Consider the following 20,530-nt stretch of genomic DNA (forward strand, 5'->3'; position numbering starts at 1 on the left):
ACACACCCGCACGAAGGAGACTGCGATGCCCAAGAGAAACACACCCGAACTGCCGGCCACGCTGCGCCGCTCGCCACCCGAGGCGCAGCGCACCTGGGCGCACACGCTGGCCAGCGCCGAACGCACCTACGGCCCCGGCGAGCGTGCTCGCCGCACCGCCTTTGCCTCGCTCAAGCACCGCTTCGAGAAGGTCGGCGACCACTGGGAACCGAAGGACCACGCCGGCCCGTCCGACCCGCGCGCAGCACACGGCAGCGGCGAGAGCTTCGGTGGCGTGGACCTGTACGGGCACACCCGGCAGGAACTGTATGAACGCGCCCGCGAACTGGACGTGCGCGGCCGCTCGGCGATGACCAAGGCCGAACTGGCGCGCGCCATCGCGACCCGCCAGCGCTGACGCCGGCACGTCGCGTCAGATCTGCAGCATCGGCGACCCGTCGGGCTGGCGCGACCCGCGCCGTTCGAGCACCTCCTGGCATTCGACGCAGCGCACCGCCGCCGGCTGCAGGCGCAGACGCGCGAACGGAATCGGCAGCTCGCAATCGACGCAGACGCCGGCCAGCCCGGCGTCGATGCGCTCGCGCGCAAGCTCGATGTCGCGCAGTGCGCGCACGTCGCGCAACACCGCCACGCTGTCGTTCTCGCGCATCTGCCCGGCCTCGGCCACGTCCGCCGCGTCGCCCGCAGGGGCTTCAAGACCGGGCGGGCTGGTGTCGCGCAGGTTGGCGACGTGCGCATGGACGTCCGACTTCAGCGCGCGTTCGCCCTCGTCGAGCATTTCGGCGAGAGCAGCCACCTGTTCCGGTCTCAATGGGGTCATGTCCGCGTCCTCGTGGAAATTGAAGGGGTGACCCGTCCGGGCCGCGGAGCTCGCAGCAAGCGCGATGCCTTCGCCGGAACGGGGCGCGGCGGCTCGCCGGGCGGAGGTTCTTGCAAGCGGCCTGCACATTTTTCAACGCCGGGCGTCGGCGGCTGCACGCTGTGGCAGGCACGGCCGTTGCAGGGAAGGTCCTTCCCGACACTGCCGAAGGATCGCGGATGAACCGCCTGCCGCACGAAACACTGCCGCCGACCTCCCTGCTCGCCTCGCGTCGGCAGGCACAGCAGCGCCACCGCATCCTCATCGTCGGCGGCGGTGCCGGCGGACTGGAACTGGCGGCGCGTCTAGGGCGCACGGCAGGCCATCGCGGCGAAGCGGAAATCGTGCTGGTGGACGCGGCGGCCACTCATCTGTGGAAGCCGCTGCTGCACGAGATCGCGGCCGGTACCCGCTACCGCCAGCAGCACGAGCTGGACTACCGGCAGCAGGCGCGGCTGCACGGCTTCAGGTTTCACCAGGGGCGGCTGCAGTCGGTCGAGCGCGGCCCGCACCGCATCTGGCTGGCCGCACTGTGCGACGACGAGGGCATGGAGATCGCGCCGCGCCGGTCGGTCGCCTATGACACGCTGGTGCTGGCCGTAGGCGGCACCGACAACGATTTCGGCACGCCCGGCGCGCGGCGGCACGCGCTGTCGCTGAATACCCCGGACGACGCGGAACATTTCCACCGTCGCCTGATGGCGCTGTGCGCGCGCGCCGATCTCGGCACCGGCCGGCCGGTGCAGGTCGCCATCGTCGGTGGCGGCGCCACCGGCGTCGAACTGGCGGCCGAACTGTGCACCGCGGCCCCGGACATCGCCGCCTACGGTCTGCGCCTGCAGAAACTCGCCCAGCCCCTGCAGCTGACGCTGGTCGAAGCGGGTACGCGCCTGCTCGCGGCCTTGCCGGAGGCGGTGGCCGAGCGGGCACAGCAGGACCTCGAGCAACGCGGTGTCACGCTGCACCTCGGTCAACAGGTGGCCGAGGTGCGCCGCGACGCGTTGCTGCTGCGCGACGGTTCGCAGATCGACGCCGACCTGGTGGTCTGGGCTGCCGGCGTGCAGGGCGCCGAGGTGCTGGCGCAGACCGATGGACTGGACCTCACGCCGCAGCGGCAGCTGCGGGTCGGCCCCACCCTGCAGACCCTGCGCGACGGCGACGTGTTCGCGCTCGGTGACTGCGCCAGCTGCCGCCCCGATCCGGACGCGCCGCCGGTGCCGCCGAAAGCGCAGGCGGCCCACCAGCAGGCTGCGCTGCTCGCCGAGTCGCTGCAGCGACGGCTGCGCGGCGAGTCGCTGCCCGACTTTCATTACCGCGAACGCGGCAATCTGGTGACGCTCGGACGCGATCACGCGGTGGGCGCGCTGAACGCCGGCGGCGGCAGCACGATATTCGGCGGCGCCGCTGCCCGCTTCGGCTACTGGCTGCTGCATCGCCGCCACCTCGCCGTTCTGCTCGGACCGCTGCGCACTGCGGCGCTCACGCTCGGCGAGTGCCTGACCCGACGCGCCCGACCTCGGGTCAAGCTGCACTGACGCCGCAACCGGGGGCACACCGCTTGCTGACCCCCGTTCACCTGACTCGACGGAGTGTCCAATGCCTGCCACGCGATCCGGTCTCTGCACACTCTTCCTTCTGTGCGCTGCGATGGTGTTCGGTGACGCGCCGCAGTCCGCGCTGCCGCCGACAGCCATCACCAGCGACGCGTCCGCTGCGCGCGACTTGCCCTGCCTGCGCGAAGGCGCGGTGGGCGCCACCGCGGGCTCCATCATCAGTGCCGACGGCGTGTCGCCGTCCGACGCCGGCGGTGGTGTCGACGAAGCGCGCTCTCGCGAGGCGCCGGCTCACGCGCCGCAGTCGGTTCATGCATTGCGGATGATCGGCGTCTGCAGCGAGTTGCGGCCTGCCATGCCGGTCGGTGCCGACCGTCGCATCGTGACCGACCGCGTTAGGCGGCTGAACGCATGAGGGCGAAGCGGCTGCCCGGGCGGCGCCAGCTGCCGTCCCGCGCAGCGTACCCGGCGGAGCGGCACGCGCCGGCCCCTCTTCTGACGCGGCCGGTGCTGTTGGGCGTCGCGCTGCTCGCCGCGGCGCTGCTGATCGAGAACCTCGCGAACGTGCTGCTGCTCATCTTCGCCGGTGTGCTGTTCGGCATCTTCCTGCATGGTCTGTCGGCGCTGCTCGGCCGGCACACCGGACTGCCCTACCCGGTTGCGCTGACCGTGGTGCTGCTGTCCATGCTGACGCTGCTCGGCCTCGGCTTCGCCCTGCTCGGCGCCGAAGCGGCAACCCAGATCGACCAGCTCGGGCCGCGGCTGCAGCAGGCTTGGGAACAGATGCGCGCCCGCTTCAAGCTCTATGACTGGACGCGCGTACTGCTGTCCGAGAAGAACCTGCGCACGCTGGTGCCCGATCGCGAACTGTGGCTGCCCGGTCTGCGCGGCCTGTTCTCGAACACGATAGGCATCGTCGCCGGCTTCCTCGTCGTACTGTTCATGGGACTTTACGGCGCGGCCACGCCGCAGGTATATCGCCGCGGCCTGCTGCAACTGCTGCCGGCCGCACGCCGCCGTCAGGCCGCCGAGCGCATCGACCTGCTGGTCGATGCACTGCGCAGCTGGCTGCTGGGCACTTTCCTGAAAATGTCGCTGGTCGGCGTGGCGGTGAGCATCGGCCTCTGGCTGCTCGACATGCCGCTGGCGCTGGCGCTCGGTCTGATCGCCTTTGCACTCGACTTTGTCCCCTACATCGGCCCCGCTCTGGCGGCCTGCCCGGCGCTGATCGTCGCGCTCGCGGTCAGCCCGTCCACTGCGCTGTCGGTGGCGCTGCTCTACGTTGCGGTGCAGGCGGCGGAGAACTACCTGCTGTCGCCGCTGATCGACTTCCGCAGCGTGCACCTGCCGCCGGTGGCGACCATATCGGCGCAGCTCCTGTTCGGCGCGCTGTTCGGCGCGCTCGGGGTGCTGTTCGCCACGCCGCTGGCCGCCTCCCTGCTCGTCATCGTGCGTGGCAGCGAAGCCGCCGCCGGAGCCGGCAGATGAGCGGAGCGCGCGCCGGCCACCGCTACCGACGCGCGGCGCTGCTGCTGGTCACAGTGCTGGGGTCGCTGCTTGCCCTCTACGCCGCGCTGCTCGCACTGTGGCTGCCGGCGCAGGTCGAGCGCCGCCTGCCGCAGATGCTGCAGCGCCACGGCATCGAGCTACGCATCGGCCAGCTGTCCATCCACCCGTTCCGGCTCACGCTCGAAGCACGCGACGTCGCGCTGTCGTCGGCGGCAGCCGGCGTCGCGGCCGACGTCGGCCGGCTCCACGCCGACATCGCCTGGCACAGCGTGCTCGCGCGCCGCTGGCAGCTGTCGCAACTGACTCTGGATGGCGTCGACATCCGCGTCCAGCGCGCACCCGCTGCCGAGCCGGGCAGCCCGGCGACGAAGTCGCGGCAGACAGGCGTCACCCCGCGTCTGCCGCCGGTGGACATCGCGCGCACGACATTGACGTTCCAGTCGCTCAGCGTACGCGCCGGCCCGCTCACCGAAGCGCTGGTGCTGCGCGACGCGCGTGCCGACATGACGGACCTGTCCACGGCGGTCGGCGCCGCCCCGGCGCGCTTCCGCGTGCATGCGCCGCTGCCGGACGACGGCCTGCTCGAACTTGACGGTGAGTTCGGGCCGGCTGCGCTGGCCAGTCAGGGCAGGCTGTGGCTGAGCGGCGTGCGCACCGGCTTCTGGTGGCAACGTCTGCTACCCGCCTCGACGGCACGCGTCACCGGCGGGCGCCTCGACGCCCGCGCCCACTACAGCATCGATTTCAGCGCCCCGCTGCGACAGACCCTGGTGCTCGAAGCGCTGCAGATGGAGGCACGCGCGTTCGAACTGACGCCGGTCGATGGCGGCGCGCCGCTGCTCGCGGTCGAACGCCTGTCGGTCGCCGGCGGGCGATGCCTTGCGGGCGCGCGTCGCCTGCACCTTGATGGCGTGCGCCTGCAGTCCGGCCAGCTGAACGTACTCCGCGACGCCGCCGGGCGGCTCAACTGGAGCGGTCTGACCGGCCCCGCCCCAGCGTCGCCAGACGCGCCATCGTGGCGGATCGAACTGGCGGATACGTCGGCCGAACAGCTGGCGCTGCGCTACGAGGACCTCAGGGTGCCGCTGCGCGTCGGTGCCGATCACGTGACCGGCCGGCTGCAACTGAACATTGCCACGTCGCCGGCCGCGATATCGGCCAGCGCAATCGACGCGGTGCTCGCCGGCGCCCGCCTGCGGGCGGCCGACGCAGCGCCGATTGGCGCGTCGGCACTGGCGCTGCAGGGGGCCCACCTCGACAGCGCGGCACGCCGCCTGTCCGTCCGCCGCGTCGACATCGACGGCCTGCTGCTGCAGGTCGAGCTCGATGCCCGCGGACGGCCTCTTCTGATGGCCCCACCCGGCGCCGGCGGCCGTCGGTCGCCCGCCACCGGCCGCAGCGCCGGCTGGGACTACCGCATCGACGAACTGGCGCTGAACGCGCTCACGCTGCAGCTGGCCGAAGCGCAGCGTAAGACGACGCTGATCACGCTGAAAGGCCAGGCAACGGTGAGTGGTCTGGCGCGCGGCGCCGACACACCGGTGTCCTACAGCGCCGATCTGCGTGCCGGCGACGGCCGCCTGCGCGTCGACGGCAATGCCCGGCAGGACGGCAGCGGCGCCAACGCGCGGCTGCGCATCGATGCGCTACCGCTGGACCGCATGACACCGCTGCTGCGCGGCATCTCTCCGCTCGACCTGTCGGCGCGGCGACTCGACGCTGACCTGCGACTGCGGCACGGCGGTCGACCCGCGCTGCGCGTCGATGGCCGGGCCGCGCTCTCCGATCTGCACCTGAAGGATCCGGACAGCGGCGAAACACTGCTGAAAGCCGCCGGCGTGCGGACCCACGGCCGCCTGGAGCGGCAGCCGGGCGCCCTGCACCTCGCCCGTCTCACGCTCGAAGACGCGCAAGGACGGATAGCCATCGACGAATCGCGCCAGCTGAACCTGAGCCAGGTGCGCCTCACCAAGGCATCCGCCGGCGGCGGGCCGGCGGGCGCGTCACCGGCGCGGGTGCCGATGCGCATCGAGCGCCTCGACATCGTTCGCGGCACGCTCGACTTTTCCGACGACAGCCTTGTGCTGCCCTTCTCCGCCGGGGTGACCGACGTGAACGCGCGGCTGCTCGGCGTCGACAACCGGCCCGACGGTGAAGCCACGATCGAGGCGCACGGCCGCATCCGGCCGAACGGCGAGGCCCGCGCCCAGGGGCGCCTGCGACCCTCGGCACTGGCCGACATGACCGACCTGCACGTGCGCTTCGACAACATCGACATGCCGCTGCTGTCGCCCTACAGCGCCACTTTCGCCGGACGCAAGATCGCCGCCGGCAAGCTCTGGCTCGACCTTCGTTACCGCATCCGCGATCGCGAACTGGACGGTCTGAACGTCGTGACGCTGCAGAACGTGAAGCTGGGCGACCGCGTGCGTGCCGGCGGGCTCAAGGACAGCGGCCTCGAACTGGCCCTGGCGCTGCTGAAAGACCGCGACGGCCGGGCGCGGGTCGAGGTGCCGGTGCGCGGCAAGGTCGACGACGCGCGCATCCTTTACCGCGGCGTCGTTGCGGACGCCATCGACAACACGGTCAAACGCATCGTCGGCGCACCATTCCGCATGCTCGGCCGGCTGCTCGGCGGCGAAGACGAACTGTCCGGCGCGATCGAGTTCGACCCCGGCAGCAGCCGTCTGACGACCGGCGAGACAGAGAAGCTCGGCCGCCTGGCCGACGCGCTGGTGCAGCGCCCCGGCCTCGGTGTGCGCCTGCGCCCGGCCTACGACGAGAAACTCGACGGACAGGCCTTGCGCGAAGCCGCGCTGCGCAGCGAAGTGGCGCAGCTCGCCGGCGTGCCCGACGACGGCGGACTGCTCGACTTCGGTGACCCGGCAGTGCAACGGGTGGTGGTCCGCCTGCACGCCGCGCGCATGCCGCAGGCTACCTCCGCAGACAAGGGCGACGGCGCGGCGGCATGGTACCGCGCGCTGTTCGTGCAACTGGCCGACCGGCAGCAGGCGCCGCCCGACGCGGTCGCCGCACTGGCGCAGCAGCGCGCCGAGGCCGTGCGCCGGCAACTGGACATGCACGGACTGGACGCCGCGCGCGTCGACATCTCCGCGCCGGCCGAGACGAGCGGCACGCACCCCGGCGTCGCCGTCGAACTGCAGGGTATCGACGCAAGGCCGGCGCCGTGACCGGCATTCACCCACGCAGCGGCCCGTGCCGCAAGGCGAACCAGCGCTGTGCAATCCAGGCGCCGCCCGCAAGATAGAACAGCCCGCCCGGTCCCCACATCAGCAGTCCGGCCAGCTGCTGGTCCTCGATGCTGCCGCGTCCATACAGCGGGAAGGGCGCCAGCGTCAGCAGCGCGCCGAGCAGCCCGGTGTGCATCAGCGTCGCCGCCACCGCGACGACCGCGGCGCCGCGCGCCTGCGGATAGGCATGCAAGGACGACGCCCAGAAGAGCGCCGCGGTGATGAGGAAGCTCGCGTGCTCGACCAGATGCCACCACGGATCGGCCAGCGCCAGCCGGTAAGGCCCGGGCGCGTGCCAGAACCAGAGGGTGGCGCCGTGCACCACTGCCCAGACCGCCGGCGCGTGACCGGTGCGCGCGAGCAGTCGCCACAGGCCGGCGGGGCGGCCGCGCGCCAGCGCGCGGAACTGCGGCAGAGGATTGGCCAGCACCCACAGCGGCGCCGCGACCAGCATGAAGCACATGTGCTGCGTCATGTGCAGCGCTGCGCTGTCAGCGGCGAGAACATCGAGCGGCCCGAAGGCGGTCAGCAGCACGGTGAGCTGTCCCGCGTGGAAACAGGCGACGGCGCGCCGCGGCGCACGCCGGCGCCGCGCACCGGCCAGATAGGCGAGCCAGACGGCGGCCAGCACCAGCGCACCGACGACTTCGGTCGCCCCACCTTCTGCGCCGCGGGCGGCCTCGGCATGCGCCAGTACGGCTGGCGACCAGGCCGCGACGAGCAGCACCCGCATCAGGTACACGGCGCCACCCCGAACAGCGGTGCGGCGATCACCAGCATGGTAACGGCCGACACCGCATGCAGGCCGCCGGCCAGCGCCGCCGTGAAGCGCAACGCCGGCACCAGCGCCGCGTCGCGCGCATGCCGCCGGCACAGCGCGGCCAGCACGGCCGACGCCAGCACCGCGGATGCGGTCAGTCCGAACAGGCTCAGGCGCACGTCGCCCTCGTCGACCTGGTGCTCGCACAGCAGACCGTGCAAGGCATACAGCGCGACGAACCAGCCGCCCCAGAGCAACGGTCCGAGCGCCACCTGATACGCCACGCGGCCCGCCATCACGTGCCGCCCCAGGCCTGCGGAAACGGCACCAGCGCCACCCATGCCGCCCACAGGGCCAGCGCGTTGTAGCCGCACAGCAGTCCGGCCACGCGCGGCTCGTACGGCGCATGCACGCCGACCCGTCCACAGCGCACCCGTGCGACCTGCAGCGCGAGCACGATGGCCGCGAGCAGCAGGTGGACCAGATTGCAGCCGAGCACAACCGCCGCCGCCGCGTCGCGCGCATCGAGGGTCGGCGCCAGTCCGGCCTGGCGCCAGCCGACAGCCAGTGCTCCCGCCGCCAGCAGGCTCAGCAACGCCGCCGCCAGCACGCCGGCAAACAGGCGCCGGCCTTCGCCCCGGCACAGGCGGCGCGCCAACCAGCGCAACGCCAGCGCAGCGCCGGTCGCGCACGCTGCGGCCACGAGCAGCAGCAGCGATGCCGGGGAGCCGCTCGCCCATAACCCGCTGCTGCGGCACAGCAGCGCGACCGCCGACGGCGGCACCACCCACAGGTAGAACCAGCCGAACAGCAGCGACAGGTAGAGCGCGCCGTCGGCGACCAGCGTCAGCCCCATGCCGCGCAGCCCGGGTCCATCGGCGGCAACCGGATGCAGGGGGAGCCCGGCCGCCAGGCTGTCGTCCGGCAAGGGGTGCACGCCGTTCTGCCAGGACCAGCACAGCAGTATGCAGAGCGCAGCCACCGCGGCGATGGCGGCGGCGATGTAGGCCTTCGTCAGCAGCGCAATGCAGACGACGGCGATGACCGCGGCAGCGGCGAACGGCAACCATGTATTGCCGGGCAGTACGATGACGCTGCGCGCCTCGCCGCTGACCGGATCGCACCCCAGCGTTTCGCGCCGCCCCCCGGGCGCTCCTGCCAGCAGACCGTCGCCGCGCTGCAGGCGGCTCGCCAGATCCGGCTGGTCCCACAGGGGATGACGGCTGCTCACCGTCGGCAGGCTGACGAAGTTGTACGCCGGCGCCGGCGTCTGCATCGCCCATTCGAGCGTATCCGCACCCCACGGATCAGGCGGCGCGGGCGCGCCGTAGCGCGCGTGCAGCAGCAGGTCGGCGAGCACGCAGGCCACACCGCCGGCCATCACGAAAGCACCGATGGAAGACAGCAGGTTGGGCAGGTCCCACCCCAGTTCGGGCGCGTAGGTGTGCACGCGGCGGGGCATGCCCAGCAGGCCGGTCCAGTGCATCAAGAGGAAGCCGAGGTTGAAGCCGACGAACACCAGCCAGAAGCCCCAGCGGCCGAGCGCGAGCGAGGGCATGCGGCCGGAGAAGTGAGGCAGCCAGTAATAGAGGCCGGCGATCAGCGGGAACAGCATGCCGCCGACCAGCACGTAGTGCAGGTGGGCGACCACGAAATGGGTGTCGTGCACCTGCAGGTCGAAGGGCACCAGCGCCAGCATGACGCCGGTCAGGCCGCCGGCGACGAAGATGAACAGGAAGCCGCCCAGCCACAGCATCGGCACGTGGGCGACCGGTCGCCCGCGCCACAGCGTGGCCAGCCACGAAAACACCTGCACGCCGGTGGGGATCGCCACCAGCATGCTGGACGCCGAGAAGAAGGCCTGCGACAGCAGCGGCATGCCGACCGCGAACATGTGGTGCACCCACAGCCCGAAACTGATGAAGCCGGTGCTGATGACGGCGATCACGACGGCGCGGTAGCCGACCGGCGGATGGCGTGCGAACACCGGCACCAGCGTCGATACGATGCCGGCCGCAGGCAGGAAGATGATGTAGACCTCGGGGTGGCCGAACAGCCAGAACAGGTGCTGCCACAGCACCGGGTCGCCGCCGCGCGTCGGATCGAAGAATGGCAGGCCGACTGCGCGCTCCAGCTCCAGCAGTATCGAGCCGAGGATGAGCGGCGGAAAGCCGGCAACGATCATCAGCGCCATGACCAGGATGTACCAGGCGAACAGCGGCATGCGGTCGAGGCTCATGCCGGGCGCCCGGGCGTACAGGATGGACACCGCCAGCTCGACGCCGGCCGATACCGCCGATATCTCGACGAAGGTGATGCCGATCAGCCACACATCGGTATTTGGCCCGGGACTGTAGTGCGCCCCGGTCAGCGGCGGGTACATGAACCAGCCACCGTCGGGCGCGACGCCGAGAAACAGGCTGGAAATCAGGATCAGGCCGCCGAACAGGTAGCACCAGTAGCCGAAGGCGGACAGGCGGGGAAACACGAGGTCGCGCGCGCCCAGCATCTTGGGCAGCAGATAGACCGCCAGCCCTTCCATCACCGGCGTGGCGAACAGGAACATCATGACGCTGCCGTGCAGCGTGAACATCTGCGCGTACACGTCGGGCGGCATGAACACGCGGCCGGGCAGCGCCAGCTGGGCGCGCATCAGCATGGCCAGCAGGCCGCCGAACAGGAAGAAACCCATTCCGGTGTAGATGAAACGCAGGCCGAGCGCGCCGTGGCTGACCGTCACCGGCGCGCGCCAGCCGCGTCCGTTCGCCCAGGCGGCGTGCAGTTCCGCGTGCAGGCTTTCGGTCGAATCCCCGCTCACCGCGCCGCGGCCTCCATCCATGCGGCGAACGCCTGCGGCGACAGCACCTGTACGCGCAACCTCATGAACGCATGATCGATGCCGCAGTACTCGGCACACTGCCCGTGGTACTCGCCCGGCTCGTCGGCGCGCAGACGCAGCCGGTGGATGCGGCCGGGCACTGCGTCCATCTTGCCGCCGAGGCGGGGAATCCAGAACGAGTGGATCACGTCTGCACTGCCGAGCCGGATGTCGACCACCTCACCCGCCGGGAGATAGAGCGTGTCGACCAGGCGGACGCCGCGGTCGGGGTAATGCACGTCCCACTGCCATTGCCGCGCGCTCACTTCTATCGTCAGGGCCGGCGGGTCAGTGTCGGCGTAGGCCATGCGCTGGCCAGCGGGAATGCCCCAGGCAAGCAGCGCCGCGATGCTCGCACCGGGCAGCAGCACGCCACCGAACAGCAGCCAGCGCAGGCCCGAGGATTGCTGTGCCGAGCGGGCGGCCGTCGGCCGACGGCGACTGGCGCGGAGCCACAGCCCGCACACCAGCGCCCACACCAGCACCGCGACGAGCAGCATCCACCACCACAGCAGGGCCGCTTCGCGCGCCGCCGGCCCCGCCGGATCGAGGACCGACAGCGGTCCCTCGACCGCAGCGGCGACCGCGGGCAGCGCGCCTGCGCAGACCAGCGATTTCCGCCCCAGCACGAGGACGACCGGATGAGCAGACCGCTTCCACCCGCACCACCGATAGACACGCGCCACCACGCGCCGGACGCGACACTGCCGGACGGCACGCCGGACCGCCTTCCGCCCGAATCGCAGGAGCCGATACACAGCCGCGCCGCCCTCGGCAAACACCCGCTGCATCCGATGCTCATCCACCTCCCGGTGGCCGCCCTGCTCGCCCTGGTGGCCACCGACCTCGCCTGGCTGTACACCCGCGATCCGTTCTGGATGCGCGCCGGCGTCTGGCTTGCCGGCGTCGGCGCCGGCGGCGGCTGGATTGCCAGTGCGGTTGGGCTGTTCGACCTGCTGGCGGTCCGGCGCATCCGCGACAAGATCAGCGCCTGGGCGCATGCCCTTGCCGCGGTCATGCTGCTGTCGCTCGCCACCTACAACTGGCTTCTGCGCTTCGCCGGCGAACATGCGCGGCAGCCCGGGACAGCACTTGCGCTGTCGCTGGGCACCGCGGTCGCAACCGGTCTTGCCGCCTGGCTCGGTGGACGACTGGTATACGAGCACGCGGTCGGCGTCGTGCACCCGATCGCGCAGTCCGGGGACGGTTGAAAGAGCGGCAGCGGCAACGGTCATCTCCGGATCTCAGACGGGCTTGGCGAGCGCCAGCCAGAAGGTGGCGCCGACCAGCAGTCCGGTGAGCACGCCGAGCGTAGACGCATACCGCCCGGTAGGCGGGGATACCTGCTCGGCGCGCAGGATCATCAGGCCGGACACCAGGTGGCAGAGCACGACGCCCGCCACCAGGCACAGCTTGAGCACCAGCCACGGTGCGACGATCGTATCGGCGACGAAGAGCGCAGTGCCGCTCATGATGGCGAGCAGCGCCGCCGGCGTCGCGCCGGCGACGAACACCAGGCGCGCAAAACGCAGATGCAGCAGCGCACCGTCCCGCCCCGCCAGTCCATGCAGCAGTGCCGGGAGGTAGAGCAGCACGCCGGTCCAGCAGATCAATGCACCCAGATGGACAGCCTTCAGCAGCAGCACGCGCCTTCTCCTTGTCAGCCGGCCACCGCGGTTGCCGGCCGATCAGCGATCCGGCGTCCGGTCAGGGAGCAGGCTTGATACGGATGTCATTCTTCACGCCGGTCACGCCGGGCACGCTGCGCGCACGTTCGACTGCGCGCGCCGCTTCCGCCTCGGACGACACGAAGCCGCTCAGCTGGACCACGCCGCGATAGGTCTCGACCGACACTTCCCGCGCCTTGACCTGGTCGTCCTCGATCAGTCGCGCCTTCACCCGCGTACTGATGGTCGCGTCGTCGATGTACTCACCGGTCGACTTTCCGGTTCCGGAAGCTGCGCAGCCACCCAGGGCGACCAGCAGTGCAGCGAGGGCGAGCAAGGTTTGTCCGTTCTTCTTCATCGTGATAATCCTCAGGTTGGGAAAACTGCCAGGTCATGAAGACGGCGTGGTCGGCCGCAATGCGTTGATCACGACGCGCACGCCGTCGACCTTGCGCACCACGGTGTCGGCGCGCGTGATCTGTTCCGCCGGCACGACGCCATTGAGCTTCACCTCACCTTCGCGCACGGCGACGATCATCGAGTCGGTGTTCAGGCTGCTGTCCTGGCGCAGCGCCTCGACGACGCGCGTCTTCAGCACGCCGTCGGCGGGCGCCGGCACCGCCTCGGCGGTGGACGGCCGCGAAGGTTCGAGCACGGTGGCGCTGTCCGCCGGCGGTGCATCCGGTCGCTCGCCGCAGCCGGCAAACACCAGCGCCGCGAGAGCCGGGGCAAGAATGGAATGGACCTTCATTCGTAATCTCCTCTACTGCAGGACGCCGAACACCAGCGAAACGACGAAGAGGATCAGGAATATGTAGACCAGCAGACGGGCGATCCCCGCCGCACCTGAGGCAATGCCGCCGAAGCCGAACAGGCCGGCGACGATGGCAATAACCAGAAAGATGGCTGCGTAATAAAGCATGATCACTCCGCTCCGCTGTCGGCACGCGCCCGGTTCCTCCGCCGAGCAATCCGCATACCTGTCACGCGGACCGCGTCCGGGCGAACGCTGTCACCCGGGGCGGAACCGCGGTGAAAAATTTGCGCGCCGGTGTAAGCCTTACCGGCGCCCCGGGCTCAGTGATGGGAGGACGCCCGACGGCTGCCGGACTGTTCCGGCGTCGAGATGCCGCACACCATTTCGCCGGCCGTACCCGCGCCTTCGCAGTTCGCGATGTCGGCCAGCGCGACGATGCCGACCAGCCGCTTGTCGCGATTCAGGACCACCAGCCGGTGCAGCTGGATGTCGCCCATGTTCTGCGCGACGTGCGACACGTCCTCGTCCTCGAAGCAGTACTTCACCTCCTTGCTCATCACCTGACCGACCTCGGTGGTCGCCGACTTGCCGGCGGCCACCGCCCGGATCGCGATGTCGCGATCGGTGATCATGCCGACCAGCCGTCCGTTGTCGCCGACCGGAAGCGAGCCGACATTGCACTCCGACATCATTCGCGCCGCGTCCTGGATGCTCTGGTGCGAATCCACCAGCTTCACGTCGCTCGTCATCGCTTCACGCACTTGCATGTCCTGTCTCCTTCAGTGAATGGGTTGACGCAGTTCCTCGCCTGCACGCTCCCCGACCTGCAAGCACGATGCCCGGTGCCACCGGGGCACGCCGCTTGCGCATAGGTCGGTCCATTCCACGGAGGACACAACCATGAGAAAGCCAGCGCCCCACGACGTCGGCATCGGCCGCTACGCACACCAGCCCGATCCGACACCCCCCGTGCCGGGAGACCCCCCGCCCGGGCAACCGCCGCAACCGCCACAACCGGTGCCAGACCCGAATCCGGTAATCGATCCCGAACCCGGCAACAGTCCGGTACGCGAACCGCTGCCGACGCCCGAACCGGAGCGTGTCGTCGTCATCGCTCGCGGCCCGCTCTTCCTGCGGCCGCTGCCTGCCGACCTGCCGGCGGCGGGCTCTACATGACGCGCCGCCTCGTGCTGAAGCCGGTCGCCGAGCAGGTGATCGTGGTGACCGGCGGCTCCAGCGGCATCGGCCTGGCGACCGCGCGGATGGCTGCACAGCGCGGCGCCCGGGTGGTGATCGCCGCGCGCGATGGCGCCGCGCTCGACGCGATCGCGGGCAGGTTCCGCGACGTCGGCCTCGCGGTCACACCGGTCATCGCCGACGTCGGACATCTGGACGAAGTGCGCCGGATCGCGCGCGCGGCGATCGATGCCTATGGGGGTTTCGACACCTGGATCAACAACGCCGGCGTATCGATATTCGGCCCCTACGCCGACGTCCCGCTGGCGGACATGCGCCGCCTGTTCGAAACGAACTTCTGGGGTGCCGTGCATGGCTGCGTGGTTGCGCTCGAAACGCTGAAGACCCGCGGCGGTGCGCTGATCAATGTCGGCAGCGAAGCGAGTGACGCCGGCCTGCCGCTGCAGGCGGCCTATGCGGCATCGAAGCACGCGGTGCGGGGCTACACCGACTCGCTGCGCGCCGAACTCGAAGCCGATGGCACACCGGTGTCGCTCACCCTGGTGAAGCCGGCGTCGGTCGATACGCCGCTGCCGCGTCACGCGGCGAACTTCATGGACGTCGAGCCGCAACTGCCCGGGCCGGTGTACTCACCCGACGTGGTCGCCGAAGCGCTGCTGTACGCGGCTGCGCACCCGCGCCGCGACATCTACGTCGGCGCGCCGGCGCGATTGCTGGCCACCGGCAGCTTCATGCTGCCCCACGCCTCCGACCGCTATGCCGCACGCGTTCTGCTGCGCCAGCAGCGCAGCGGCCGGACCGCAGCGGGTCCCCGCCGCGGTGCGCTGCACGCGCCCTGCGGGGACGATGGCGACGAACGCGGCGGCGAACAGGGACGCGTGCGCGAGTACAGCTTCTATACGCTGCTGTCGAGACACGGCGGCAGCTGAGGCGCCGGCCGCCGCCCCGCTGCAAGGTTCAGGCGACCCAGTAAGGGCGACATCCGAAGAACTCGTGCAGCCGCTGTACCCAGTCGCCATCGTCGTCCGGAACGCGCCCGTTGACGAGGGCCGGCGCCATGCCCAGTGTGTCTGCGGTGTAGGGCAGATGCAGCGCTCCGTCGGCCAGATGGGCGACGACCACCGACCACGGAATGGCACGAGGCCCGTCGATCAGGCCGGGCAGCGGTGTCAGCACGAGGTAGGCAAGTCGTCCCGAATGCGGGTCGGCCAGCACGGCGCTGACGTGGCCCAGCGTCGCGTCCGCCGGTCCGTGCACGGTGGCGCCGACGAGCGCCGTCAGATCGAGCAGACGTGACGACGCCGGGGACGACGCCGACGCGGAGCGCTCTCCGCTGCCGCCGGCGTCGCGACCGACGGTCGTCGCACTGCCCGGCAGCGCATCACCCGCTGCGCCGGGCGGGTCGCTGCCGATCGACGTCGTTTCGCCGGGCTCAAGCGGCTGCGCTGGCCCGTGTCCGGCGGGACCACCCTCCAGAGGTCCGGGCTGCGCCATGCTCAGCCTCGCATCGGCGACGGATGCCCGTCGCTGTACACGGTAGCGCGCGTCGTCTGCACGCGCGGAAGCGAACGCTTGCGCGTGCTGCGCGCACCCAGCGCGCCACCGGCTGCGGCAGACAGCAGCGACAGCAGGATCGCCACACTGAGCCAGGTGCTGACGATGGACGCAGTCTTCGCGGCGTCGTTCAGACCCTCGGCGGTACGCGTGCCGTCCGGGCCGAGCATGGCCATCGCTTCATCCACTGCCTGTTGCGCCTGTTCGTCGGTGAGGCCGAAGCGATCGCGCATCAGCGCCACCGCGCCCTCACGGTCGCCGGCATTGACGCGGTCGATGAGCTGGCCGATCGACGACGGTGCCGCCCCCTCGGCCACCGCTGCCGAACGGACCGAGGCGACACCGAAGGCGCCGGTGACCGCGTTGCCGGTCAGCGAACCGGTCAGGATGGCGAAGAACAGCATGGTCGCCCCCCACGACACGATGCCGTGCAGCAGGCCGTCCGAGCCGCGCTTGAGCGCACAGCAGCGCGCCGCCACATAGCCGCCGACAAAGGCGGAAACCAGCATGTTGAAGGTGTTCCAGCTGGCGGCGACCATCGAAATACTGCCGCCGTCCGGGCGCTCGCCGGTGCCATACACGGCAAAACCGGCGGCGATGCCGATCAGCATCATCAGCAGGTGGGCCGACAGACCGACCGCCAGTCCGGCGAAGACGGCGCTCCAGTGTATGCCGCTGTGCGGCGGCATCGCCTCGGCTCCGAATTGAATCGATTCAACGGTTCTCGTTTCCATGGCTCGCTCCTTGCGATTGGGATGGGATGCCCCGAAAGGGGCAGTCCATTCATGCAATCGGCGTTCCGCGCGCGACCGAAAAGCGGTGCGGTGGCGCCGACCTGTGCCCGATCAGGCGTCGACCATCGCCTCGCACTCGGTCTTGCAGCGCTCGCACACCTCGATGCAGGCGTCCATGTCGTCGAGGTCGCGGCAACTGGTGATGCAGGCATCGCACAGGTCGGCGCAGACGGCGCACACCTCCCGGTGAAGGGTGGAATTCATCGCCATCACCTCGGCAGCCGTCCCGCACATCCGCGCACACACGAGCATGGTGCTCAGGTGCTCGGGCAAGGCGTGCCGTCCGCCAAGCGCCAGGCAATGGCCGGTCGCCATGTGCAGGCAGATGCGCTCGCATTCGTAGCAGGTGTCGATGCAGCGCTGCATTTCAGTCGCCAGCGGCGCGCCTGCGCTCGATGCCGTCGCGTCATTCGTTTCCATGGATTTCCCTTCACGTTGATCGCCGGCGCAGCGCCGACATGCGAAAACGGCAGTGCCCGTTTCCCCGCGGCCGCGGCGTGCGCGGCTCCGGATCAGCCATTGACGATGGCGCCGCCGTTCGGATGCAGCACCTGCCCGGTCATGTAGCTGGAGTCGGCACTGGCGAGGAAGACGTAGCTCGGTGCCACCTCCTCCGGCTGGCCGGGCCGGCCCAGTGGCTCGTCGGTTCCGAAGGACGCGACTTCGTCCTTGTCGAAGGTCGCCGGGATCAGCGGCGTCCAGATCGGCCCCGGTGCGACCGCGTTGACGCGTATGCCCTGCTTCGCCAGCGCGGCCGACAGCGAGCGGGTGAACGACACGATGGCGCCCTTGGTCGCCGCGTAGTCGATCAGGTGCGGACTGCCGCGGTAGGCGGTGACCGAAGTCGTGTTGATGACGCAGGCGCCTTCCTTCAAATGGGGCAGCGCGAAACGCGTCAGATGGAACATGCCGAAGATGTTGGTGCGGAAGGTGCGCTCCAGCTGGTCCGTCGTGATGTCGGTCAGGCTGGGCTGCGGGTGCTGCTCGCCGGCGTTGTTCACCACGATGTCCAGCCGGCCGAAGTGCTCCAGCGTGTCGTCCACCAGCTTGCGGCAGAAGCCCTCGTCGCCGATGTCGCCGGCGCGAAGAAGACCCCGCACCCCCTGCTCCTCGACCTCGGCCAGCGTGGCCTGTGCGTCCTCGTGTTCGTCCAGGTAGGCGATCACCACGTGCGCCCCCTCCTTCGCAAACGCGACCGATACCGCTCGACCGATGCCGCTGTCGCCGCCGGTGACGATGGCCACGCGGTCACGCAGCTTCGCCGCCCCGCGATAGTCCTCCATCATGTCGCGCGGCGGCGGCTGCATCGGCCGTTCCTGCCCCGGCTGAACGTCCTGCTCCTGCGGGGGCACACCACCTGCCAGGTTGTTGCCATTGATCACGGGTCTCTCCTCGTCCGGTTCCGCTTGCCGCGCTTCAGTGCCAGTGCCAGCGCGAGCTGCGGTGCATCTTCATGCCGAGGCAGACGCCGACCGCTGCGCTGACGAAGGACGCCAGCGCGAGCGCGGTGAACGGACGCGCCTGCACCCGTTCGCGGCAGTGCTCGCTCATGTGTGAAAGCTGTTCGCGGCAACGCTGCAGCCGGGTCGACTCGCTGCCCATCAGTTCCTCGCCGGCGTCGCCACCGTAGTCGTCAACAATGGGGTGGCCGGTGTCGCCCGAATAGACCTTCACTTCGTCGGTGGCGTGGGGCCTGGCTTCGGTTGCACTGGTGCTCGATGTGGTCATCTGTTCGTCCTCCTGAGAAAAGGCGGCCCGTAGGCCGCGGGTGCCGTCAATCCAGATCGTCGACGACGGCGTGTTCCAGCCAGCCCTTCACCTGCTGGGCGTGTTCCTGCTCGCGGGCGAGCGCCTCGCGGAAGGGCTTGATCAGCTCGTCCTGCCCGGCGGAACCGGACAGGCGGATCAGCAGATCCCAGCCGGCACCGTCCGTCAGCTCGACCGACAGGATGGTTTCGAGGCACTGGGCGATCGTCGTGCGCGGATCGCTGAGCACCTGCATGGCGCCGCTGCTGGCGACACCGGCCACGTCGGCACACGGGGTCTGCGCGGTCGGGTCGGCGCCCAGTCCTTCGAGCGCCGAGGTGACGATGTGCATGTGCTCCAGCTCCTCGTCGCGGATGTGCTTCAGTTCGCCGATCGCGAACGGCAGCGCGACGTCTGCCTGCACCGCCTCGGCCTTGTCGATCAGGGCCTGGTAGAGGCGCACGCCGGTGCGCTCGAAAGCCAGCCGCTCGCCCAGCTTGTCGACCAGCACCTCGGGCCGGCGGCCGGTCAGCTTGGACAGCCCGGTCGCCAGCACGCCGGTCAGCGTGGTCGGTATCGGGACCGAGCCGATACGCTCGGCCTCGTGGACGAATTCGGCGCGCACCGACGCGATCGAACGCCCTTCGAGCACACCGTCGATGTGCGCCGGTCCGGAAGGGGACTGTTCGTCGGCGAAGGTCTGCATGTTCTGCACCGTGTGCAGCGAGGTCTGCGCGCCGGTGCGGTTGAAACCGCTGCGGGTCACGTTCTCCATTTGTCGTACTCCTTGTCGGCGAGGGGTCACGCGGCGCGGGCGAGCGGACGGTTCAGCTCGGTACCGGCCGTCCAGCGATAGGCGGCCGCCACTTCGGTCGACGGCGAACCGTCGGCGTTGATGCGCTCGCGATAGGCGATGGACGCGGGATTCTCCTGCTCGACCGGTACGAAGTCCGGGCCGCTGGCGCGCAGGTCCACCTCGGTCGCCAGCACTTCGCGCACGAACTCGCGCTGGCTGTGGAAGGGCAAGGGCGCCGGCAGTTCGCGCGATAGCACCTCGGCCGGATCGCGCCGCTCGTGCTCCTTCATCAGCTCGCAGACGAGGTGGAGGTGACCCAGTTCGTAGTCGCAGAAGCGCTCCCACATCGCACGCAGGCGCGGATTGCTCTCCGACTGCGCGCAGCTGTAGTAGCCATAGACCTCGGCCGCCTCGTGCAGCAGCCACAGCTCGAGGAAGCTCTGCCGCGGATTCAGCAGCGAACCGTACTGGGTCACGTGCTGTTCCTCGATCGACGCGATTTCGGCGTAGAGCTGACGCGCCACCGGGTCGGCGAAGGTCGGGCCTATCGTCATGTAGTAGTCGTGCGTCTGGTACTCGGCCGCGGTGATCATGGTCGCGTGCAGCTTCGACAGCAGATCGGCTTTCGCGCCATAGGGGTGACGCAGGTCGTCCTCCGGCGCGCGGTGTTCATCCACCGTCGGACGCCCGGGCACGATGTCGGTATTGCCCTGCAGGATGTTGTTGGCGTCCTTGCCCTCCATCCGGTCGAGCAGCGCCGAATAGCGGTAGAGGTGATCGAAGTCCTCCAGCAGGCCGAAGCGGTACACCTGAGCAAGGTAGGGATCGGGCTCCTGCTGCGCCACCGCCGCCGTCACCTCGATGGCCACCTGCTCGTAGGCGATGGTTGTTTCGAGCGGCGAATGGTCGGCGCCGATCAGCCAGTTCACCGCGGTCGCCTGATGCTGTTCGATGCGCCGCACGCGCGCCAGCGGCAATCGCAGATCGGCGTTCATCCGCGCCCCGATATGCGACAGGCGCAGGGCATCCAGTTCGATGCCGTTCATCAGGATGATGCGGACGCGCGTGAAGGCCTCGTCGTCAAGCTTGCTGATGGGCTGGCCGGCCATCTCCTTCCAGGTCAGTCCCTGCTTGTCGAGCGGCACGCCCTTGTGGTCGAGAAGATTCATCTGGGGTCTCCACTTCTTGCGACGAAACACATGTCGGAAT

Annotated in this window: 24 protein-coding genes; 7 read left to right on the forward strand and 17 right to left on the reverse strand. The window is 70.1% G+C overall.

Annotated elements, in window-relative coordinates:
* Window positions 1-25: 25 nt before the first annotated feature.
* A complete protein-coding gene (locus WJU27_RS08595) occupies window positions 26-397 on the forward strand; it encodes a ChaB family protein (RefSeq protein WP_341421841.1) in 372 nt (123 codons plus the stop codon).
* Window positions 398-412: 15 nt separating this feature from the next.
* Here WJU27_RS08595 and WJU27_RS08600 read toward each other — a convergent pair whose 3' ends face one another.
* Complete coding sequence (locus WJU27_RS08600; protein ID WP_341421842.1) at window positions 413-820, reverse strand: TraR/DksA family transcriptional regulator; 408 nt, start codon at window positions 818-820, stop codon at window positions 413-415.
* A gap of 218 nt (window positions 821-1,038) precedes the next feature.
* On the opposite strand from WJU27_RS08600, the gene WJU27_RS08605 reads away from it, so the two are divergent.
* The 4 genes from WJU27_RS08605 to WJU27_RS08620 all read left to right on the forward strand — a co-directional run bounded on the left by WJU27_RS08605 (window position 1,039) and on the right by WJU27_RS08620 (window position 7,112).
* Window positions 1,039-2,394: an NAD(P)/FAD-dependent oxidoreductase gene (locus WJU27_RS08605; protein ID WP_341421843.1), complete on the forward strand. Its 1,356-nt coding sequence runs from the start codon at window positions 1,039-1,041 to the stop codon at window positions 2,392-2,394.
* Between the two features lie 61 nt (window positions 2,395-2,455).
* Entirely contained in the window at window positions 2,456-2,827 is a 372-nt protein-coding gene (locus WJU27_RS08610; protein WP_341421844.1) for a hypothetical protein, read from the forward strand.
* 92 nt (window positions 2,828-2,919) lie between these two features.
* Window positions 2,920-3,900, forward strand: coding sequence for an AI-2E family transporter (locus tag WJU27_RS08615; RefSeq protein WP_341421845.1), 981 nt, complete (start codon window positions 2,920-2,922; stop codon window positions 3,898-3,900).
* The gene (locus WJU27_RS08620; RefSeq protein WP_341421846.1) at window positions 3,897-7,112 is read left to right on the forward strand and encodes a DUF748 domain-containing protein; all 3,216 of its coding nucleotides are present in this window, start codon (window positions 3,897-3,899) and stop codon (window positions 7,110-7,112) included. Before WJU27_RS08615 ends, WJU27_RS08620 begins: the two co-directional genes overlap by 4 nt.
* 7 nt (window positions 7,113-7,119) lie before the next feature.
* Here the strand turns inward: WJU27_RS08620 and WJU27_RS08625 are convergent, their stop codons facing one another.
* From WJU27_RS08625 to coxB, 4 genes are read right to left on the reverse strand one after another with little or no spacing between them, the layout of a single operon-like run.
* Window positions 7,120-7,905 (reverse strand): cytochrome c oxidase assembly protein, encoded by a 786-nt coding sequence (locus tag WJU27_RS08625; protein ID WP_296810381.1) that lies wholly within the window; start codon window positions 7,903-7,905, stop codon window positions 7,120-7,122.
* The gene (locus WJU27_RS08630; RefSeq protein WP_341421847.1) at window positions 7,905-8,216 is read right to left on the reverse strand and encodes a hypothetical protein; all 312 of its coding nucleotides are present in this window, start codon (window positions 8,214-8,216) and stop codon (window positions 7,905-7,907) included. Before WJU27_RS08630 ends, WJU27_RS08625 begins: the two co-directional genes overlap by 1 nt.
* Window positions 8,217-8,227: 11 nt before the next feature.
* Window positions 8,228-10,771: a cytochrome c oxidase subunit I gene (gene ctaD / locus WJU27_RS08635; RefSeq protein WP_341421848.1), complete on the reverse strand. Its 2,544-nt coding sequence runs from the start codon at window positions 10,769-10,771 to the stop codon at window positions 8,228-8,230.
* Window positions 10,747-11,439, reverse strand: a complete 693-nt coding sequence (gene coxB / locus WJU27_RS08640) for a cytochrome c oxidase subunit II (protein WP_296810371.1) — start codon at window positions 11,437-11,439, stop codon at window positions 10,747-10,749. Before coxB ends, ctaD begins: the two co-directional genes overlap by 25 nt.
* A 12-nt stretch (window positions 11,440-11,451) precedes the next feature.
* Here coxB and WJU27_RS08645 point away from each other — a divergent pair, with 12 nt between their 5' ends.
* On the forward strand, window positions 11,452-12,021 hold the full coding sequence (locus WJU27_RS08645) for a DUF2231 domain-containing protein (RefSeq protein ID WP_341421849.1): 570 nt from the start codon (window positions 11,452-11,454) through the stop codon (window positions 12,019-12,021).
* 33 nt (window positions 12,022-12,054) lie between these two features.
* On the opposite strand, the gene WJU27_RS08650 is transcribed toward WJU27_RS08645, so the two are convergent.
* From WJU27_RS08650 to WJU27_RS08670, 5 genes are all read right to left on the reverse strand, one after another.
* Window positions 12,055-12,456, reverse strand: a complete 402-nt coding sequence (locus WJU27_RS08650; protein WP_341421850.1) for a CopD family protein — start codon at window positions 12,454-12,456, stop codon at window positions 12,055-12,057.
* Window positions 12,457-12,517: 61 nt separating this feature from the next.
* A complete protein-coding gene (locus tag WJU27_RS08655) occupies window positions 12,518-12,835 on the reverse strand; it encodes a BON domain-containing protein (RefSeq protein ID WP_296810365.1) in 318 nt (105 codons plus the stop codon).
* A gap of 33 nt (window positions 12,836-12,868) precedes the next feature.
* A complete protein-coding gene (locus WJU27_RS08660; RefSeq protein ID WP_341421851.1) occupies window positions 12,869-13,228 on the reverse strand; it encodes a BON domain-containing protein in 360 nt (119 codons plus the stop codon).
* Between the two features lie 12 nt (window positions 13,229-13,240).
* Entirely contained in the window at window positions 13,241-13,399 is a 159-nt protein-coding gene (locus WJU27_RS08665) for a DUF1328 domain-containing protein (RefSeq protein ID WP_304003062.1), read from the reverse strand.
* Between the two features lie 155 nt (window positions 13,400-13,554).
* Window positions 13,555-14,001 (reverse strand): CBS domain-containing protein, encoded by a 447-nt coding sequence (locus WJU27_RS08670; protein WP_296810357.1) that lies wholly within the window; start codon window positions 13,999-14,001, stop codon window positions 13,555-13,557.
* A 405-nt stretch (window positions 14,002-14,406) separates the two neighbouring features.
* Here WJU27_RS08670 and WJU27_RS08675 point away from each other — a divergent pair, with 405 nt between their 5' ends.
* Window positions 14,407-15,360 carry an SDR family oxidoreductase gene (locus tag WJU27_RS08675; protein ID WP_341421852.1) on the forward strand — a complete coding sequence of 318 codons (954 nt, stop codon included), beginning with the start codon at window positions 14,407-14,409 and terminating at the stop codon, window positions 15,358-15,360.
* A 28-nt stretch (window positions 15,361-15,388) separates the two neighbouring features.
* Here WJU27_RS08675 and WJU27_RS08680 read toward each other — a convergent pair whose 3' ends face one another.
* The 7 genes from WJU27_RS08680 to WJU27_RS08710 all read right to left on the reverse strand — a co-directional run bounded on the left by WJU27_RS08680 (window position 15,389) and on the right by WJU27_RS08710 (window position 20,490).
* Window positions 15,389-15,925 (reverse strand): PRC-barrel domain-containing protein, encoded by a 537-nt coding sequence (locus WJU27_RS08680; RefSeq protein ID WP_341421853.1) that lies wholly within the window; start codon window positions 15,923-15,925, stop codon window positions 15,389-15,391.
* 2 nt (window positions 15,926-15,927) lie between these two features.
* The gene (locus WJU27_RS08685; RefSeq protein ID WP_341421854.1) at window positions 15,928-16,719 is read right to left on the reverse strand and encodes a hypothetical protein; all 792 of its coding nucleotides are present in this window, start codon (window positions 16,717-16,719) and stop codon (window positions 15,928-15,930) included.
* 111 nt (window positions 16,720-16,830) lie between these two features.
* The gene (locus tag WJU27_RS08690) at window positions 16,831-17,199 is read right to left on the reverse strand and encodes a four-helix bundle copper-binding protein (protein WP_341421855.1); all 369 of its coding nucleotides are present in this window, start codon (window positions 17,197-17,199) and stop codon (window positions 16,831-16,833) included.
* Window positions 17,200-17,291: 92 nt separating this feature from the next.
* Window positions 17,292-18,161: an SDR family oxidoreductase gene (locus tag WJU27_RS08695; protein ID WP_296810341.1), complete on the reverse strand. Its 870-nt coding sequence runs from the start codon at window positions 18,159-18,161 to the stop codon at window positions 17,292-17,294.
* A 34-nt stretch (window positions 18,162-18,195) separates the two neighbouring features.
* Window positions 18,196-18,507, reverse strand: a complete 312-nt coding sequence (locus tag WJU27_RS08700; RefSeq protein WP_341421856.1) for a hypothetical protein — start codon at window positions 18,505-18,507, stop codon at window positions 18,196-18,198.
* A gap of 46 nt (window positions 18,508-18,553) precedes the next feature.
* Complete coding sequence (locus WJU27_RS08705) at window positions 18,554-19,300, reverse strand: ferritin-like domain-containing protein (protein WP_341421857.1); 747 nt, start codon at window positions 19,298-19,300, stop codon at window positions 18,554-18,556.
* A 26-nt stretch (window positions 19,301-19,326) separates the two neighbouring features.
* Complete coding sequence (locus WJU27_RS08710; RefSeq protein WP_341421858.1) at window positions 19,327-20,490, reverse strand: hypothetical protein; 1,164 nt, start codon at window positions 20,488-20,490, stop codon at window positions 19,327-19,329.
* Between the last annotated feature and the right edge of the window lie 40 nt (window positions 20,491-20,530).

Origin of the sequence: Methyloversatilis sp. NSM2 (genome assembly GCF_038066675.1) — a bacterium.
Lineage (GTDB): Bacteria > Pseudomonadota > Gammaproteobacteria > Burkholderiales > Rhodocyclaceae > Methyloversatilis > Methyloversatilis discipulorum_A.

Bases quoted from the DNA above. Each gene is read 5' to 3' on its own strand.
- WJU27_RS08680 (WP_341421853.1), bottom strand. From the start codon at position 15,925: ATGGCGCAGCCCGGACCTCTGGAGGGTGGTCCCGCCGGACACGGGCCA.
- WJU27_RS08665 (WP_304003062.1), bottom strand. From the start codon at position 13,399: ATGCTTTATTACGCAGCCATCTTTCTGGTTATTGCCATCGTCGCCGGC.
- WJU27_RS08605 (WP_341421843.1), top strand. From the start codon at position 1,039: ATGAACCGCCTGCCGCACGAAACACTGCCGCCGACCTCCCTGCTCGCC.
- ctaD (WP_341421848.1), bottom strand. From the start codon at position 10,771: ATGGATGGAGGCCGCGGCGCGGTGAGCGGGGATTCGACCGAAAGCCTG.
- WJU27_RS08595 (WP_341421841.1), top strand. From the start codon at position 26: ATGCCCAAGAGAAACACACCCGAACTGCCGGCCACGCTGCGCCGCTCG.
- WJU27_RS08670 (WP_296810357.1), bottom strand. From the start codon at position 14,001: ATGCAAGTGCGTGAAGCGATGACGAGCGACGTGAAGCTGGTGGATTCG.
- WJU27_RS08660 (WP_341421851.1), bottom strand. From the start codon at position 13,228: ATGAAGGTCCATTCCATTCTTGCCCCGGCTCTCGCGGCGCTGGTGTTT.
- WJU27_RS08685 (WP_341421854.1), bottom strand. From the start codon at position 16,719: ATGGAAACGAGAACCGTTGAATCGATTCAATTCGGAGCCGAGGCGATG.
- WJU27_RS08700 (WP_341421856.1), bottom strand. From the start codon at position 18,507: ATGACCACATCGAGCACCAGTGCAACCGAAGCCAGGCCCCACGCCACC.
- WJU27_RS08625 (WP_296810381.1), bottom strand. From the start codon at position 7,905: ATGCGGGTGCTGCTCGTCGCGGCCTGGTCGCCAGCCGTACTGGCGCAT.
- WJU27_RS08645 (WP_341421849.1), top strand. From the start codon at position 11,452: ATGAGCAGACCGCTTCCACCCGCACCACCGATAGACACGCGCCACCAC.
- WJU27_RS08705 (WP_341421857.1), bottom strand. From the start codon at position 19,300: ATGGAGAACGTGACCCGCAGCGGTTTCAACCGCACCGGCGCGCAGACC.
- WJU27_RS08675 (WP_341421852.1), top strand. From the start codon at position 14,407: ATGACGCGCCGCCTCGTGCTGAAGCCGGTCGCCGAGCAGGTGATCGTG.
- WJU27_RS08655 (WP_296810365.1), bottom strand. From the start codon at position 12,835: ATGAAGAAGAACGGACAAACCTTGCTCGCCCTCGCTGCACTGCTGGTC.
- WJU27_RS08610 (WP_341421844.1), top strand. From the start codon at position 2,456: ATGCCTGCCACGCGATCCGGTCTCTGCACACTCTTCCTTCTGTGCGCT.
- WJU27_RS08710 (WP_341421858.1), bottom strand. From the start codon at position 20,490: ATGAATCTTCTCGACCACAAGGGCGTGCCGCTCGACAAGCAGGGACTG.
- WJU27_RS08600 (WP_341421842.1), bottom strand. From the start codon at position 820: ATGACCCCATTGAGACCGGAACAGGTGGCTGCTCTCGCCGAAATGCTC.
- WJU27_RS08690 (WP_341421855.1), bottom strand. From the start codon at position 17,199: ATGGAAACGAATGACGCGACGGCATCGAGCGCAGGCGCGCCGCTGGCG.
- WJU27_RS08620 (WP_341421846.1), top strand. From the start codon at position 3,897: ATGAGCGGAGCGCGCGCCGGCCACCGCTACCGACGCGCGGCGCTGCTG.